Origin of the sequence: Myxosarcina sp. GI1 (genome assembly GCF_000756305.1) — a bacterium.
GTDB lineage: Bacteria > Cyanobacteriota > Cyanobacteriia > Cyanobacteriales > Xenococcaceae > Myxosarcina.
Map to the genome: position 1 here is coordinate 71,846 of NZ_JRFE01000001.1, position 17,223 is coordinate 89,068.

Here is a 17,223-nt window from a genome sequence, read left to right on the forward strand (position 1 = left end):
CCTAAATCTTCTTCTGTATTTTTCTTCGCCTTCAAGTTTTATTTTGTAGTCATTTCAATTAATTTTTCAATTAATTTTTTTCAACACAAACTAGAGCTTTGTGCTATTTGCTAATTATATTAGTCTTCTCGCACGAATCTAAAAATAGTAGGATGAGAATGAAGACAGTCGCAACGAAGAAGTCAGAATTGTGGATTTTGTCTCTCTATCTTTTATATTTAAAAAAATATTTATGCAAAAAGTCTATTTAAGTTTGAGAGCAGCTCGCAGTTAAAAGTTTATTTATCGCTTGCTACTTTTTGCTTACTTTAATACTCATCGATTTAAGCTAATTTTATATATTTTTATAAATGAATATAAGCTTTAAAAGCAAACTACGAAAATGTACGTATTACAAAAAATACTATCATTAGATTTACATAAAAATAAGTAAATAATATTGCTTATTTAAAAAATTGTCAGTAAAAATTACTAAATAAATATGTATGACGCAAATTCAGGCATGTACAAACGCTATATACCTTATTTATTGCCATTTATTGCCGCTCGTTTTTTTGGCATAGTTTGTTTTTTCAAATAAAATGGATTTAAAGAAACAAAATAAACCTGATTTCGTCTCGATCTATGCCTCGGATAAAATTAAAAAATATAGACATTTATAACTATTGTCATTAATCTACAATATGGCGATTTAAATCACAGATTTATTGTGGTTTTTAAACCCTACTAATCTAATACTTTAGTTTGAAGTTAGCCATATCAATTAATAAATCAAAAATCAACCTTGGAGCTACAGTAATTTTATGACATTTGATATTAAATTTGATTATCGTTTTGACGATTTAGGTTTTTTTACTCCTAACAGGAAAGCCGTACTAGAAGCAGCAGCAGCGGTATGGAGTACTTATATTAAAGACGAATTTGCCAATGTAACAATTGAAGATGCCATTCAAGTACCAATAGCTTCCATTACCGAAGAAGCTGGAAATAACTTTAATATTGAAACACCTAATAAAACTGCCATTATTGACGAACCGATTGACGATTTGCTGATCTTTGCCTACTCACTAGATTTACCCGATGGAGTATCCACTCTGGCTAATGCGGGACCTTTTGGCAGTTACGAAATTGATAGCGATTTAGATGAACGTTACAATGGCGATGATTTTCAACCCTGGCTAGGTACGGTTTTTTTCAACCATAATGCCGATTTTTATTTTGATTCCAATCCTGTAACTGATGACGTGCCTGCCGATAAAAATGATTTTTTTAGCGTCGCCATTCATGAAATCGGGCATGTTTTAGGTATTGGTGCGGCTCCCGTGTTCGATCGTTTGACTAATACGATCAGAAAAGTATTTACAGGTGAGTATAGTAAAGCTCTTAATGATGGTAAAGCCGTTCCCCTAGACGAAGATTTAAGTCATGTAGACGACAATCATGGAGTACAAAATGTAGATGCTTTGCTAGAGCCTTCATTAACCAAAGGAGAAAGAGCTTTACCTAGCGATATCGATCTAGCTCTAATAAAAGATGTTGGCTATGAAACAAATACGGTAATTCATCGTTTTTTCCGTTCGGATATTGGAGCGCATTTTTATACGGCATCGGAATTGGAAAGAAGTTACATTCAAAATAATTTACCACAATACGCCTATGAAGGGTCTTCTTATATTGCACCAGCAGGAGCTAAAGATGACATTGATGCTTTAACAGGTGCCAAACCCGTATATCGCTTTTTCAATTATTCTACGGGAGTTCATCTCTATACTATGGCTGAAAAAGAAAAAAAATATATTATTGATAATCTTTCTAACTATAGTTTTGAAGATGTTGCCTATTATGCCTACGAAGCAAAAGAGACAGGAACGGTTCCTTTATTTCGTCTGTACAATACTCTGGCGGACGTTCACTTTTTCACTCCTTCGGCAGCAGAGAAAGACTATGTAGTCGAAAATTTACCCTGGTATCGACTTGAAGGGGAAAGTGGAATTAGTTTTTATGTCGAACCAATTTAAATCACCGAAAGATTTGTAGCGATCGCTTTATCATAGCGAAATTAGCGATCGCTAAATCTTATGAGACATCAAACTATTAACTATTCACTCCTAGCGGTATTTTACTGAAAACAACTAATTTGCTCGAATTTGAGACTATTTTTCGGCGGCACTGGCAAACCAAGACGAGTGTGAAAATCTTGCTGCACTTTGTAAGTCAGGCGAGGAGATACCTGACGCACTATTTGCGCTATTAAGCGATCGCCTGTAGATTGAACTAAAGATGGTGAAAATTTATTAATAAATTTAGGAAACCTGACATTTACAGCTAGATTCAAAGACCAAAAAACTTTGGTGTTCGATCGAGGAAGTGCAATTCGCTTTTTTAGAAAACTGGCTTTTAAGCGCACGTCCTGTTGGGGATCGCTAGCTTCCAACTTCATAGAAGCTTGATAATTAACGTCATAGTTAAGAGTATTGCCATCTGGAATCGGAATCGTACGCATTTGGTAAACTCTATCTACTGGTGGTTCTAAAACTACTGCAATCTTTGGTTCTACCTGAAAACCTAAAGAACCAAAACGTCCTATAACTAAAATATAGCCATTATTACCCAACGGCTCTACTTTCATTGGTCGAGCGCAGCGACAAAACCAACCTTCATGAGCATCTAAATAATCAGCTACAGTATCGATATCGCTATACATATCCATACAGCCTACAAAACTAGCTCGAAATAGAAACGAACGGAGGCTAGAGGTTTTGTCGTCATCGGTTAACAAAGATATATCTTGACTGTTGTTTTCCAATACTTCATCTTGTTGTCTATTTACAAGGTCGGACTGCATAGTATGTTTAGTTTAGTTATTCGTAATTCTTTGTACTGCTAAATTTTCTACAATAAAAGAGTTAACTATAAGCTAAACACTTTTTAAAAAAAATTAGTGTGATTTGGATTTTATGCGAGCATTAGTTGTGGGAGCTACGGGACAGACGGGACGGCACATTGTCAGAGAATTGGTGAAGAAAGACATTGCAGTACGTGCTTTAGTTAGAAATTTAGAAAAAGCTAAGGAGATACTGCCTTCAGAAGCTGAGTTAGTAGTAGGAGATGTACTTAAGCCAGAAACAATTGACAAAGCTCTTGACGATTGTAACGTTTTACTCTGTGCTACAGGAGCTAGCCCAAGCCTCGATCCTACAGGTCCCTATCAAATTGATTACCAGGGAACGAAAAATCTTATAGATGTTGCCAAAGCCAATAATATAGAACAGTTCGTAATTGTTTCTTCTCTATGCGCTTCCAGGTTTTTCCATCCTCTTAATTTATTCTGGCTGGTTTTATATTGGAAAAAACAGGCTGAAGAATATTTACAAAGTAGTGGCTTGAACTATACTATTGTGCGTCCAGGCGGACTAAAAAATGAGGACAACTCCGATAATATTGTGATGTCGGGTGCGGATACTTTATTTGATGGTAGTATTCCTCGTCCTAAAGTTGCTAAAGTCTGCGTAGAGGCTTTAAATAGACCCGCTGCACGATCGAAGATTATAGAAATTATCGCTAAACCAGAAGCCGAATCTAAATCTTGGGAACAATTGTTTGCTAGCGTAGCTTCATAACATTTCACAGATGAAATGCAAACACACGGCGGTATTCATCTAAGTTAGAGACAATAAAATCTATTTAATTGAATGAAAACCGCTGCAATAATTGACATCAAACAGATTTTTTATTATTGCTGCTTCTAAACTGTTTGACTATTTGCCCGATAATCAAGGGAATTAAGCTACTACCGATAACTAATAACCATCCCTCTAAACCAGGATAAACGGTTTGCAACACATCAGACAGACCTGGTAAATAAACGGCTAGTAATAATAAACCCGTACAGATTACTATTGCACCCCAAATATAAGGATTGGTAGTTACTTCATTGCGAAACAAACCCGTACCAGAGTCGCGCATATTAAAAACGTGCCACAGTCTTCCAAATGCCAAGGTTAAAAAAGATATAGTAATTGCTCTTTCCTGCTCTACTTGTAGATACAATAGGGCGAGCGCCAAAGCTCCGAGTGTAGGTATGGCAATTAGCAGCCCGTAAAGTGCGATCGCCAGCCAGTGACCCCTGGTTAAAATCGGCTCTTTTGAGTCGCGAGGAGGAGGCTGCATTAGGGTAGGATTGCCAGCACCAACTCCTAGAGCTAGAGCGGGAAAGACATCATTTACAGCATTGATAAACAAAATTTGTAAAGGTAACAAAGGTAGGGGTGCATTTGTAAGAGATGCTGCAGCCACTGCCATGATTTCTCCCATGTTCCCAGAAAGCAAATAAAGGGTAAATTTACGAATATTGTTAAAAATCGATCGCCCTTGTTCGACAGCGGCAATAATCGTGCTGAAAGCATCGTCTTGCAGCACCATATCGGCTGCTTCGCGGGCTACTTGAGTACCGCGTTTGCCCATAGCTACGCCAATATCGGCTTTTTTTAAGGCAGGGGCATCGTTAACGCCGTCGCCCGTCATCGCTACTACAGAGCCAGCTTCTTGATGCAGAGCAATTAGATTGAGTTTTTGTTCGGGGCTGACGCGAGCAAAAATCGGTACTTGTCTTAGCCGTTCGTGTTCTTGTTGTGATAAATCTTCGGGGCTTTTTAAAGCTTTTCCCTGTTCGGCTTCGGCTTCCGATTCGGTAGTCAGACCGACTGCCAAACCAATATTACGCGCTGTTACTGGCTGGTCGCCTGTAACCATAATCGCCCTGATACCAGCATCGTGACAGGCTTTGAGGGCTTGTTTGACATCTTGTCGAGGTGGATCTAATAATCCGACTACGCCAAGTAGAGTTAGATCTTCGTAGGGTTCGACTTCTCTATTGGCAACGGTCTTTTGTGCGAGAGCTAAAATTCTCAAGCCATCTCTTGCCAGGCGATCGCATTTTTCCTGCCATGCTTCATATTTTTGGCGATCGATTTCTTTAGTTCCCTCATCAGTTAAATAATAAGAACAAACTGGTAAAATAGATTCTGGCGCACCTTTGACCGCAACGCGATATTGTCCTTCTGCTTCATGATATGTCGCCATCATTTTAGTTTCGGCATCGAAAGCTTCTTCGTTGACTTCTGGCTGTCCCTCGACTAATTCGTTACGCCAAAAATTGCCTTTTGCTCCTGCAACCAATAGAGCGATTTCCATTGGATCGCCAGTTATCTTACTTTCTTCATTGGTTGATTCTTGTGGTAAAGAAGCATTATTACACAACACGCCTACCTCTAAAATTGCCTGTAGGACTTGGCGATCGCCTGGATTGAGGTGGTTTTCTCCTTCAATAAATTCTCCTTCAACTTCCAAGCCTTTTCCCGTAACTTCAATCTCTCCTTCGTCCACAGCTATCTGAGCTACCGTCATGCGGTTTTCAGTCAGAGTTCCTGTCTTATCGGTACAGATAATACTGGTAGCTCCCAGAGTTTCTACCGCCGACAGACGCTCGATTAAAGCATTGCGTTTTGCCATGCGCCAAATTCCCCGCGCCAGGGCAACCGTCGCCACGATAGGCAATCCTTCGGGTACTGCCGCTACCGATAGAGCAATGGCAATTTCCACCATCACTCGTAGTTCTCTGCCGCTGATAATTCCCGTTACAGCTACCAAAACCGCAATAGCGATCGTCACCCAGATTAACCTGCGTCCCAAGCTATCGAGTCTTTTTTCTAAGGGCGTAACTTCTTCTTCTGCTTCTGCCGTCAGTGAAGAAATATGACCCAACTCCGTATCCATTCCCGTTGCTACTACAACTCCCTCACCAGAACCTCTAGTAATTGCCGTACCTTTAAACAGCATATTTTTGCGCTCGGCTAGAGGTAAATCTGCCTCTAATTTTTCTGTAGTTTTGCTTACGGGAACTGACTCTCCAGTCAAAGCCGACTCATCGGCTTGCAGTTTGGAAGCTTCAATAATACGTAAATCTGCTGCTACCAAATCGCCACTATCTAAGACTACAATATCTCCAGGTACCAGTTCTTCGGCGTTAATCTCTGTTACTTGACCTTCGCGACGGACTAAGGTTTTAGTCTGACTGAGTTGCTGCAAAGACTCCATCGATCGCACTGCTTTGATTTCGGTAAAAAAGCCGATCGCAGCATTGAGTAAAATGGCAATTAAAATTGCGATTCCTTCAATCCATTCTTGAAAAGCAAAGGAAAGAACTGCCGCTACTGCTAAGAGAGCAATAATTGGACTTTTAAACTGAGCGATGAGGATCTGCCAAGAACTGCGGCGTTGGAATTGCTGTAGTCGATTGGAGCCATACTTTTCTCTTCTTGGCTCTATTTCTGAATTATTTAATCCTCTTTCTGTTTCTACTGAGAGATTTTGTAAAATTTCGGTCGCGCTAAGGGAGCTTACTCGTTCTAAGTCTGGTAAGTCTTTGGCTGTGGTCATACTTTATATACAGTTGTTGGGCAAAGCGAGCATTTATAAACTAGTTGGAGACAACTATCAAGCTCGATTTCTTATTAATTTATAAATTGTCAGGCTAATAAATGTTTGTACGGTCTTTTATTGTTGACTCAATTGTTACCATAATTAGTCTTTCACCAGAAATATTGGTTCGAGCTTTATCTAACGTTATTTTTGAAAGCAATTTCAGGTTTTTTTAAGGCATTTTGAGGTCGGTCGGCAACTAGTAAGATTGAGCCTAGATGAGCCTGGGGAGCGGATTTGTTTTCTATAGTTACCGCAACTTTTTGAATCGCTTGGCTGGTTTGATAGACTTCTGGCACGAAAATATTTCTAGATAGGGTTCCATCTTCATTTACATGAAAGACTGCGGTTAAAATAGCTCCTTTGTTATCGGTGGTAAAGGGAGCGTCTTTACCTACTACAGTCCATAAAACATAAACTCGATCGGCAGGTAGAGGTTCTAGACCGAACGCTCTTAGCCTTCCTTCTAAACGATCGGGGCTAATAGAGAAAATTACTACTGGTCCCTCAGCTTCTTGACTTTGTAGGGTATAGACTAGTTGTCTGAAAACTGGTGCTTCTAACGCAGCTGTCTGTAATGTTTGCCAGAGACGGTAATTAGCAATACCTAAGCCTACAATCGCTGCTGCTGCGATCGCTCCTAAAACTTTAAACCAGGGCAATTTAAGCTTGGGTAATCCTAAAAGCTTAACTCTTGAATTTCTATTCGCTCTAGTATTGGCAGACTCGTCGGGGACTGCGGCTAAAATTTTGGCTTTTAGTCCGTTCGGCAGTGCGACCTCTGGAGACTCGTATGCCAGGGTCAAAGCTTGCTGAAATTCAGCTACCTGCTGAATTAATTCTGGGTTTTCTGCTAGTATTTCTTTAAATAAGGCTGCTTCTACGGGATTGAGATTTCCTAACACGTAGCCCGCAACAAGCAACTGTTCGCATTCTGATGAGAGTAGAGCCATAGATTATAATTTCTCCACAACATCTGCAAGTGTCTGACGCAACTTCAGTAATCCACGTCGCGCTTTAGATTTTACCGTTCCTACTGGCATTTCTAACTGCGAAGCTATTTCTGACTGACTTAACCCCTCATAATACGTCATTTTTAAAACTTGTTGTTCTTTTACGGACAACTGAGCGAGAGCATATTGCACTTCTTGCGATCGCTCTACTCGAAATACTTCTTCCATTGGATTGTCAGACGTTACTTTAGCACGTTCGTCCCTTATTTGCTTGCGTAATTGCCTCCGATCTCTAGTACGGGTTCTTAATAAATCTAAGGCTCGCGATCGCGTCAGAATTGCTAAATAAGTACGTAAAGATCCTCGTGTGGAGTTGTAAGAACACTGCTTTAGAGTTAAAAAAATATCCTGAGTGAGATCTTCTGCTTCTTGGGTATTTTCTAGTAATTTTAAAGCTATTCCATAAACTAGTGTAGCATGGCGGTCGTACAAAAGAGCCAAAGCAGTTTTTTGTCCCCTACGCAAAAGCAAAAATAGCTCTGCATCGCTTTGGCAAAGCTTACTCGTATTAGAAGCATGACTTGGAGGTTCCGAGGACATGAACGAAGAAGCAACCGAAAATATTAAAATTAATGTCTTCAGAATTAGTCTACAGGTCTTAGCTAGTTAGATATAAAAAGATATGATGAAGTAGAGACAAGGTGTGCCTTGTCTCTACTTTTTATTCATTTCCTGTAATGGGTGCAAAACCCTGACGCTGAACATTTTCTGTAACTACACGGGGGTCGAGGAACTGCAAGAGATAATCTGGTCCTCCTGCTTTAGAACCAACCCCAGACAGTTTAAAGCCGCCAAAAGGCTGACGAGAAACAATCGCGCCAGTAATATTACGGTTGATATAAAGATTTCCTACTTCAAATTCTCGATAAGCTTTGTCAATACGGCTGGGAGTGCGAGAATACAAACCGCCTGTTAGAGCGTAGTCGGTGCCGTTAGCGATTTTAAGAGCTTCATCAAAATTACTTGCCCGCATTACTGCTAAAACGGGACCAAAGATTTCTTCCTGGGCAATAGTATTATCGGTGGTTACTCCACTTAAAATTGTCGGAGGAACAAAATAACCACCCTCTGGTGCAGTCATTGCCAATGCCAGTTGGCTTTCTTGTTTGCCTCGCTCGATGTATTCTAAAATGCGATCGCGTGCCTTAGAATCGATTACGGGACCTACTTGTGTGCTGGGATTATCGGCAGCACCAACGTTGAGAGATTTGGTTGCTTCTACTAGTCTGGATAAGAAAGTGTCGTAAATAGATTCGGCAACGATTACCCGCGAACAGGCAGAACATTTTTGTCCCGTATAGCCAAACGCCGATTGAACTACTCCCGCTACTGCCAAATCGAGGTCGGCACTTTCATCGACAATAATTGCGTTTTTACCGCCCATCTCGGCAATGACTTTTTTAAGATGTTTTTGACCTGGCTGTAGAGTAGCAGCTTGGGCGTAAATGCTACAGCCAACTTCTCGCGAACCCGTAAAGGCGATAACGTGGGTGTCTTTGTGTTCTACTAAATAATTTCCAACTTCCGAACCCTTACCAGGGACGTATTGCAAAACTCCTTTGGGAATACCTGCTTCAATTAAGATTTCGGTTAGTTTGGCGGCAATTACCGCCGAAGTTGCGGCAGGTTTAAGTAGAGTACAGTTGCCTGTTACCAAAGCAGCCACAGTCATCCCAGTAGCGATCGCCATAGGAAAATTCCAGGGCGAAATAACGACGGCAATACCTTTGGGTTGATAGAAGTAGCGGTTAGTTTCTCCTGCAATATCGTAGTTGTAGCCAGCATCCAATCTTTCCATTTCGTCGGCATAGTAGCGACAAAAATCGATCGCCTCTGAAACCTCGCCATCTGCTTGAGCGAGAATTTTTCCTACTTCCAAGCAAATCCAGGCGTTTAGTTCGTGTCGCCGCGACTCCATAATCTCGGCTGCTTTACGCAGTATATTAGCTCGCTTTTTAACTGGCGTATTTTTCCAACCAGAGAAAGCAGCTTTAGCAGCTTCCATCGCTCTTTCTGACTGTTCTAGAGAAATTTGACCGACTTTGCCGATTACTTCTGAGTCTCTGGAAGGATTGACGGAGTCGATATAGTTATCAGTTTCTACGTATTCGCCATCGATTAGAGGTAAATAGGTCTTACCTAGAGATTTACGTACAGTTTCTAAATCCTGTTGGGCTTTTATTCTAAGTTCGCTGTCGGAATAATCTGTATCGGGGGCATTGGCAAAAGTAACATTACTTTCTCGCTCGTGTTCTCGCTCTAACTCCTCTGTTTTTACAATCGGTGGAGCGATTAACTCTTCTATAGGTTTCTGCTCCTGATTTTGCCGTAAAAATGAACTATTTGCCGTATTTTCTAATAGACGGCGGATTAAATACGCCATTCCTGGCAATAGCTTACCGTAAGGAGCGTAGACTCTCACCCGATGTCCGCGCTTGACTAAAGCTTTAGCTAATTTATCTCCCATGCCGTACAGCACCTGCATCTCAAAGCGACGGGGAGGAATTTCTAAAGTTTCGGCGATCGCGCAAGCTAGAGCCTGTGAACGGACATTATGACTGCCAATAGCTGCATAGACGTACTGATGATTTTCTAGCAATAAGCGAGTCATGCGCTCGAAATTGACATCGGTTGCCTTCTTATAGTCGTATACGGGCTGCTGCCAGTGATTTTGTAAAGCTCTAATGGTTTCTCGATCCCAGTAAGCTCCTTTAACCAATCTGATAGTAACGGGGTTGCCGCGCTGTTTTGCCCACTCGATTAAATCTTCTAAGTCCCGATAGGAGTCACGTAAATAAGCCTGTAGGGTAATACCAATATCGTTGCGATCGCGAAACTCGTCTTCTGTGAGTAGTTCTTTGAGAATTGCCAGGGTTAAATCTTTATATTCGTACTGTTCCATATCAAAATGGACAGCCGCGCCATGTTCTTTGGCGTGACGCAATAGAACTCGAATGCGATCGCATACCCTGGCTTTACTACCTTCGGGATCTAGAGGATCGAATTGAGAATAAAAGGCGGTTAACTTTGCCGATACCTGCACCTGGGGTAACTCTTTACCCTCAGCTAAATCTATGCCTTCGGTGCGTTTCCAATTTTTAGCTGTTTCGCTTAATTGAGAAATAAGCTCTAAATACTTCTGTAAATAAGCCTCGGCTTCGGTTTCGGTAATTACCGCCTCACCTAAGAGATCGATGGTAAAAGTCATGCCGTCTTTCCGCATTCTGGCGATCGCTTTAATTACTTCGGCGATATCTTCTCCTGCAATATATTTATATGCTAGAGTTTCAACGGCTTTAGTAATGGTTGCTGCCGCAGTTTGGGCTGGAAAAGAATTTGGTTCGGTGAAATTAAGAATACCTTTTAGTGCTGCTGGTAATTCCACCGCTTCATCACTCATATACTGTTGCAGATGCAGAGCAACTTCCGATTTGCTTTGCAGTGCGGGAATAGTATCAATAAAGCGAAACATTTGCACCCTTAACCCTGGATTAGCCATCGTCCAATCTAGAAGCTTGTCATCCCAACGCATTTGGTCGCGCATCTGGGCAAAGAAATTGTTTTTTTCTCTAGTGGTTTCAATTAGCTGTTTGGCAATTTCCTGGGTTTTTGCCTCGTAGGGGCGATCGGCTTTAATATTTTTATCTATTTGAACGACCACGATTTAAATAGCTCCTAGCAATAGATGACACTTTTTACAAACCTTCTATTATACCTTTTATCTTAACTACAAAAAATTAGCTTTTATAAAGTTTTGCTGGCAAAATGGCACTTATTTAAAAATTCTTGTTCCTTGGCATTTAAAAGTTAAATTATCGAGATAGGATAAGTTTTGTCAACTATTTAACAAATTATGGTACTTGCTAATAAAAAATCGATTATCCAGCAAGCCAACGAACTATTAGAACAGTCAATTATTTATTACCAAAACCGTCCTGTAGGTACTGTGGCTGCTACCGATTCGGAGAGGGATGCACTCAACTACGACCAGTGTTTTATCCGCGATTTCGTACCCGCAGCTTTAGTATTCTTGATTCAGGGGAAAACCGACATTCTCCATAACTTTTTTATGGAAACTGTCGTGCTTCAAAAGCAAGAAAGACGTATTGACTGCTATCAAGCACCTCCTGGTTTGATGCCAGCTAGTTTTAAAGTTGAGTCTGGAGAGGTAGAACAATATCTCCATGCTGATTTTGGCGATAAAGCAATTGGTAGAGTTACGCCAATTGATTCTTGTTTGTGGTGGATTATCCTTTTAAGAGCCTATGTCAAAGCTACCGATGACATTAGTATCGCTCATCGTCCCGACTTTCAGGAGGCACTAAAATTTATTCTCAATATTTGTTTGGGACCTCAGTTTGAAATGACTCCTACCTTGCTCGTCCCCGATGGTGCCTGTATGATCGATCGCCGCATGGGAGTAGATGGTTATCCTTTGGAAATTCAGGCATTGTTTTATGCTGCCTTGCGATCGGCAAGGGAATTGTTAATTACCGACACTGAAGGCAAAAACACTATCGCTCGTATCAACAATCGTCTGAGCAGTTTTGTCTTTCATATGCGTTATTACTATTGGCTCGATCTCAAAAAGCTCAATGAAATACACCGCTATCAGGGAGACCAGTTTGGCGAGTCGGTAGTTAATAAGTTTAATATTTATCCCGAATCTATCCCTTACTGGATAACAGAGTGGATGCCCGACCGCGGTGGCTATCTAGCTGGCAATCTCGGTCCAGGACGCATGGACTTTCGCTTTTTCAGCCTGGGCAATTTGATGGCGATTATTTCTTCCCTGACTACAGACCACGAATCTCATGAAATTTTGAATTTAATCGAAGAGCGCTGGGATAGCTTGATAGGCAAAATGCCAATGAAAATCTGTTTTCCTGCTGTAGAAGGTTTGGCATGGCAAATTATTACTGGTTCCGATCCTAAAAATACTCCCTGGTCTTATCACAACGGCGGCAGTTGGCCGATTTTATTGTGGATGCTAATGGCAGCCGCTCAAAAAATGGAGCGTGCCGAAATTGGGGAACGGGCTGTGGCGATCGCCGAAACTCGTTTGATGGATGACCGCTGGCCCGAATATTACGATGGTAAAAATGGTCGTTTGGTCGGTAAATCCGCCAGAATGTTTCAAACCTGGACGATTGCTGGTTGGTTACTGGCAAAATTACTGAGGGATAATCCTCGATGTTTGAAGTTTATTTGTTTCGAGCAAGACACCGAAGCCGATGCCTGTACGATCTAATAATACGTGAGTTTGATAGATACAAAAGTAGATAGTTTGGAGACGGTAATAGGCAATAAGCAATAAGCAATAGGTTATTATTTCGTTTTCTTGACTTCAATATTCAAGCTTAGAGTACGTTTCGTCGAACTAACGTTAATAATGTTTCTCAAATAAACATTAAGGTTACTTAGTGCCTGGTATTTGTAGCAAATGTTAAAAGTTATTCAACCAGTAATTGCTACGATTGAATAGTTTTCAAATATGCGATCTGCCTGGAGGCGATCGCTAATTTTAAATTACTAATACTGATTTATAATTGTCTCTCGATCTTTTTCTAAATTTATTTTTTAGCTAATTAAATTGCTATCTCCAAAAAATTAAATGTTTATAGAGGGTTTTTTGTTTTAAACTGTCAATATATTGAATATACCTAAATTAATAACTTTTATTTGAGGTTTTCCTCATCCATTAACGCCAATCTTTCAAGCCTGAGATTATTAACTATTTAGCATAGATAATTCTTTAAAGGTCTATTCATTTAAAGTTATAGTACGCTCTGCTATACCGCTAGAGTTGCCTATAGCTAAATTGTCATGAGGCAAAATTAGCCGCTGTGACTGCCTGCGATCGCCTTATTTTTTATTTATATATTTTACCTGTATGGTTTATCGATTATATGGAATCTTATAACAATTACATAAGAGATCGTCTATCTATATTTGTAGACGGCAATAATATGTTTTATGCCCAACAAAAAAATGGCTGGTTTTTCGATCCCAGAAGAGTATTAGATTTTTTTGCTAACGATCCGACGGTAATCTTAGTCAATGCCTTTTGGTACACTGGCTTAAAAGATGCCCAGGATCAGAGAGGATTTCGCGATGCCTTGATTAGTCTGGGGTATACGGTTAGAACCAAAATTCTCAAAGAATATTATGACGATGCTTCTGGTCGCTACTCGCAAAAAGCTAATCTGGATATTGAAATTGTAGTAGATATGTTTAATACTGTAGAACAGTACGATCGAGTAGTTTTATTTAGTGGAGACGGTGATTTTGAGCGAGCGATCGAACTGTTACGCTCGAAAAATACTCATATTACGGTAGTTTCTACTGAAGGCATGATTGCCAGAGAACTTCGTAATGCTACCGATCGCTATATCGATCTCAACGATATTCGTAATTCTATAGAAAAAAGCGACTTTTAAAAAGTAAAAAGTAGAAAGCGGCGAGACCCCGCTGAGGCTTCCTCAGCAAGGGAACGCTCGCCAAGACAGTCAAAAGTGATTAGGCTGTAAGCTTTAGAGAACAAACGATAGGGAAGTAAGAAGGGGAGCCGTCAGTTATGGCGATGTTATAAGTTAATCATGGTGATTAACTACTAAATATTTGCTACTCGCTACTCGCTACTCGCTACTCTCAATCGATCGCCTATAATTTTTAAATACACAAATGTACATCCCCTTATAGACGCGCAAATTTGGGTTATGAACAATTCACCAGACCGTATTATTATTTTTGATACCACCTTAAGAGATGGCGAGCAGTCTCCAGGAGCAACTCTAAATGTAGCCGAAAAACTTGAAATAGCCCGCGCTCTAGCTCGATTGGGAGTTGATGTAATCGAAGCGGGATTTGCTTACGCTAGCCCTGGAGATTTTGAAGCAGTACAAAAAGTAGCACAAACTGTAGGAACCGAAAATGGTCCTGTAATCTGTAGTTTGGCAAGAGCCATAAAAACCGATATCAAAGCTGCCGCCGAAGCTTTAAAACCAGCAGCTAAAGCGAGAATTCATACATTTATTTCTACTTCGGATATTCACTTACAGTATCAGCTAAAAAAATCTCGCTCGGAAGTTTTAGCCATTGCCGAAGAAATGGTAGCTTACGCTAAATCTTTTATGGACGATGTCGAGTTTTCGCCGATGGATGCAGGGCGTACCGACTCAGAATATTTATATCAGGTTTTAGAAGCCGCGATCGCCGCAGGAGCGACCACGATTAATATTCCCGATACCGTAGGTTATACTACGCCTAAAGAATTTGGTGCGTTAATTAAAGGTATTAAAGAAAACGTTCCCAACATCGATAAAGCAATTATTTCCGTTCACGGACACAACGATTTGGGCTTAGCTGTGGCTAGCTTCTTAGAAGCCATTGAAAATGGAGCGCGACAGCTAGAATGTACCATTAACGGCATTGGCGAACGGGCAGGCAACGCGGCATTAGAAGAATTGGTAATGGCACTCCACGTCCGCCGTCAGTATTTCAATCCTTTCTTTGGTAAAGCAACAGAATCAACCGAACCACTAACTAATATCGACACACGGCAGATTTATAAAACTTCTCGCTTGGTATCTAACCTGACGGGAATTATGGTACAGCCTAATAAAGCGATCGTCGGTTCTAACGCTTTTGCCCACGAATCTGGGATTCACCAAGATGGGGTGCTAAAAAATAAGCTGACCTATGAAATTATGGATGCCCAATCTATCGGACTGACCGACAATCAAATTATTCTGGGCAAACATTCTGGACGCAACGCTTTTCGTACTCGTCTTAAAGAGTTGGGTTACGAACTATCCGAAAGCGATCTCAACAAAGCTTTTGTCAGGTTCAAAGAAGTTGCCGATAAGAAAAAAGCAGTCAGCGACAGAGACATTGAAGCCATTGTCAATGACGAAATTCGCCAACCTCCCGAGTTGTTCCGCTTAGAACTAATTCAAGTTTCCTGTGGCGATCTTTCCCGACCTACGGCTACGGTAACTATTCGAACTCCCGAAGGAGAAGAATCGACCGATGTAGCAATTGGTACGGGTCCTGTAGATGCTATTTGTAAAGCTATCGACCGCGTAATTGGCGTACCGAACGAACTGATCGAACTGTCGATGCAGTCGGTTACGGCAGGTATTGACGCTATGGCAGAGGTAACTATTCGCCTGCGCCACCAGGACAAAATTTATTCGGGACGTGCTGCGAATACCGATATTGTGGTTGCTTCGGCGCGTGCTTATATCAAAGCTTTAAACCGTATTTGTGCGGATTTACAAACTACGGCTCAAGCCGAACCAGCAGCACTGTAGCTCGATTGTTGTCGGGGCAAGCCGTTTGGGTTAAGGCAAGGCAGTGCCTTGCCTTAACTGCTGCTTCTACTTTTTATTGCCAACGCGATCTAGTTTTAACTCGCTTTTGCGAGAGTTATTATCGGCTTTATGCTGCTTTTGAATCCATAGAGAAGTACAGGGAATTTTGCTTTTGTCGCAGCGATGAGCGTATTTACCAGCTACGTCGGTTACTTCTTTAAGTAAGCCTTGACTCAAAGTAGTAGGTTTGAGTCCCATATCTAAGAACCGCTGATTTTTCACAAATAGCTCATTTTCTGGTGCTTCATTACGCGGGTTAGGTAAATAGGCAATTTCTACACCAGTCATTTCCGAGACCATTGCTGCTAAATCTCTAACTCGATGAGTTTCGGTCATTTGGTTGAGAATTCTAACCCTTTCTCCAGCTTCTGGAGGATTTTCAATTGCTAGCTGAATACAGCGTACCGTGTCTTTGATATGAATAAAAGCGCGAGTTTGACCTCCCGTGCCGTGTACGGTTAGCGGATAGCCAATCGCCGCCTGCATTAAAAAACGGTTGAGAACCGTACCATAATCGCCATCATAATCGAAGCGGTTGATTAGGCGTTCGTCCATTTGGGTTTCGGGAGTATTAGTTCCCCAAACAATTCCCTGGTGTAAATCTGTAACTCTAATACCGTCGTTTTTATTGTAATAGTAAAAAAATAATTGATCTTGAGTTTTAGTCATGTGGTAGACGCTACCAGGGTTAGCAGGATAGAGAATTTCCTGCTGGATGCGATCGCCGTTATCGGTGACAACTTCCACATCTAAATAGCCTTCAGGAATTTTCATCCCTGCGGTACCGTAACCATAAACTCCCATAGTACCTAAATGTACCAAGTGAATATCCAAGCCAGATTCGACGATCGCACAGAGCAAATTGTTGGTAGCGTTGAGATTATTATTAACCGTATATCGCTTGTGACGAGAAGATTTCATCGAATAGGGGGCTGCCCGCTGTTCGGCAAAATGCACGATCGCATCGGGCTGTTCTTTAATAATTAGATTTAATAGGCGATCGTATTCTTTAGCAATATCAATATTATGAAATTCAATTTTTTTGCCTGTAATTTGCTCCCAAGTTTTAAGTCTCTGTCCGATGGGGGCGATTGGTGTGAGAGAGCTTACCTCTAGTTCGTTGTCGATATTGCGTCGCGATAAATTATCGACAATAACTACATCCAAATCTCGATTGGACAAGTGTAGGGAGGTAGGCCAACCACAGAAACCATCCCCTCCTAAAATAATAACTTTCATAAATCTTGCCTCTAAATAATCATCACGGAAACGTTTTTGCAATCTAAATCATTTAACCAAATTTTGAGGCTCTATGGTTTTTTTTGAGGATTTATTCTCAATATTTAGTCGCGATC

Annotated in this window: 11 protein-coding genes; 5 read left to right on the forward strand and 6 right to left on the reverse strand. The window is 40.9% G+C overall.

What is annotated here, in order from left to right:
- The first annotated feature begins 803 nt into the window (after positions 1-803).
- Positions 804-2,018: a hypothetical protein gene (locus KV40_RS31680; RefSeq protein WP_052055209.1), complete on the forward strand. Its 1,215-nt coding sequence runs from the start codon at positions 804-806 to the stop codon at positions 2,016-2,018.
- Positions 2,019-2,119: 101 nt separating this feature from the next.
- Here the strand turns inward: KV40_RS31680 and KV40_RS00325 are convergent, their stop codons facing one another.
- The gene (locus tag KV40_RS00325) at positions 2,120-2,845 is read right to left on the reverse strand and encodes a DUF1997 domain-containing protein (protein WP_036476673.1); all 726 of its coding nucleotides are present in this window, start codon (positions 2,843-2,845) and stop codon (positions 2,120-2,122) included.
- 112 nt (positions 2,846-2,957) lie between these two features.
- Here KV40_RS00325 and KV40_RS00330 point away from each other — a divergent pair, with 112 nt between their 5' ends.
- The gene (locus KV40_RS00330) at positions 2,958-3,620 is read left to right on the forward strand and encodes an SDR family oxidoreductase (protein ID WP_036476675.1); all 663 of its coding nucleotides are present in this window, start codon (positions 2,958-2,960) and stop codon (positions 3,618-3,620) included.
- A gap of 97 nt (positions 3,621-3,717) precedes the next feature.
- On the opposite strand, the gene KV40_RS00335 is transcribed toward KV40_RS00330, so the two are convergent.
- The 4 genes from KV40_RS00335 to pruA all read right to left on the reverse strand — a co-directional run bounded on the left by KV40_RS00335 (position 3,718) and on the right by pruA (position 11,154).
- Entirely contained in the window at positions 3,718-6,438 is a 2,721-nt protein-coding gene (locus KV40_RS00335; RefSeq protein WP_036476678.1) for a cation-transporting P-type ATPase, read from the reverse strand.
- A 176-nt stretch (positions 6,439-6,614) separates the two neighbouring features.
- Positions 6,615-7,433, reverse strand: coding sequence for an anti-sigma factor (locus KV40_RS00340; RefSeq protein WP_052055210.1), 819 nt, complete (start codon positions 7,431-7,433; stop codon positions 6,615-6,617).
- Between the two features lie 3 nt (positions 7,434-7,436).
- Positions 7,437-8,033 carry a sigma-70 family RNA polymerase sigma factor gene (locus KV40_RS00345; protein WP_036476680.1) on the reverse strand — a complete coding sequence of 199 codons (597 nt, stop codon included), beginning with the start codon at positions 8,031-8,033 and terminating at the stop codon, positions 7,437-7,439.
- A 121-nt stretch (positions 8,034-8,154) separates the two neighbouring features.
- Positions 8,155-11,154, reverse strand: coding sequence for an L-glutamate gamma-semialdehyde dehydrogenase (pruA, locus tag KV40_RS00350; RefSeq protein ID WP_052055211.1), 3,000 nt, complete (start codon positions 11,152-11,154; stop codon positions 8,155-8,157).
- A 192-nt stretch (positions 11,155-11,346) separates the two neighbouring features.
- Here pruA and KV40_RS00355 point away from each other — a divergent pair, with 192 nt between their 5' ends.
- From KV40_RS00355 to KV40_RS00365, 3 genes are all read left to right on the forward strand, one after another.
- On the forward strand, positions 11,347-12,744 hold the full coding sequence (locus KV40_RS00355) for a glycoside hydrolase 100 family protein (protein ID WP_172657207.1): 1,398 nt from the start codon (positions 11,347-11,349) through the stop codon (positions 12,742-12,744).
- A 658-nt stretch (positions 12,745-13,402) separates the two neighbouring features.
- Positions 13,403-13,933 (forward strand): NYN domain-containing protein, encoded by a 531-nt coding sequence (locus KV40_RS00360; RefSeq protein ID WP_036476874.1) that lies wholly within the window; start codon positions 13,403-13,405, stop codon positions 13,931-13,933.
- A 279-nt stretch (positions 13,934-14,212) separates the two neighbouring features.
- The gene (locus KV40_RS00365; RefSeq protein WP_036476683.1) at positions 14,213-15,808 is read left to right on the forward strand and encodes a 2-isopropylmalate synthase; all 1,596 of its coding nucleotides are present in this window, start codon (positions 14,213-14,215) and stop codon (positions 15,806-15,808) included.
- A gap of 66 nt (positions 15,809-15,874) precedes the next feature.
- On the opposite strand, the gene KV40_RS00370 is transcribed toward KV40_RS00365, so the two are convergent.
- Positions 15,875-17,107, reverse strand: coding sequence for an NAD-dependent epimerase/dehydratase family protein (locus tag KV40_RS00370; protein ID WP_036476686.1), 1,233 nt, complete (start codon positions 17,105-17,107; stop codon positions 15,875-15,877).
- Between the last annotated feature and the right edge of the window lie 116 nt (positions 17,108-17,223).

Coding starts and splice junctions, on each gene's coding strand:
- KV40_RS31680 (WP_052055209.1), top strand. CDS start 804: ATGACATTTGATATTAAATTTGATTATCGTTTTGACGATTTAGGTTTT.
- KV40_RS00325 (WP_036476673.1), bottom strand. CDS start 2,845: ATGCAGTCCGACCTTGTAAATAGACAACAAGATGAAGTATTGGAAAAC.
- KV40_RS00330 (WP_036476675.1), top strand. CDS start 2,958: ATGCGAGCATTAGTTGTGGGAGCTACGGGACAGACGGGACGGCACATT.
- KV40_RS00335 (WP_036476678.1), bottom strand. CDS start 6,438: ATGACCACAGCCAAAGACTTACCAGACTTAGAACGAGTAAGCTCCCTT.
- KV40_RS00340 (WP_052055210.1), bottom strand. CDS start 7,433: ATGGCTCTACTCTCATCAGAATGCGAACAGTTGCTTGTTGCGGGCTAC.
- KV40_RS00345 (WP_036476680.1), bottom strand. CDS start 8,033: ATGTCCTCGGAACCTCCAAGTCATGCTTCTAATACGAGTAAGCTTTGC.
- KV40_RS00355 (WP_172657207.1), top strand. CDS start 11,347: ATGGTACTTGCTAATAAAAAATCGATTATCCAGCAAGCCAACGAACTA.
- KV40_RS00360 (WP_036476874.1), top strand. CDS start 13,403: ATGGAATCTTATAACAATTACATAAGAGATCGTCTATCTATATTTGTA.
- KV40_RS00365 (WP_036476683.1), top strand. CDS start 14,213: ATGAACAATTCACCAGACCGTATTATTATTTTTGATACCACCTTAAGA.
- KV40_RS00370 (WP_036476686.1), bottom strand. CDS start 17,107: ATGAAAGTTATTATTTTAGGAGGGGATGGTTTCTGTGGTTGGCCTACC.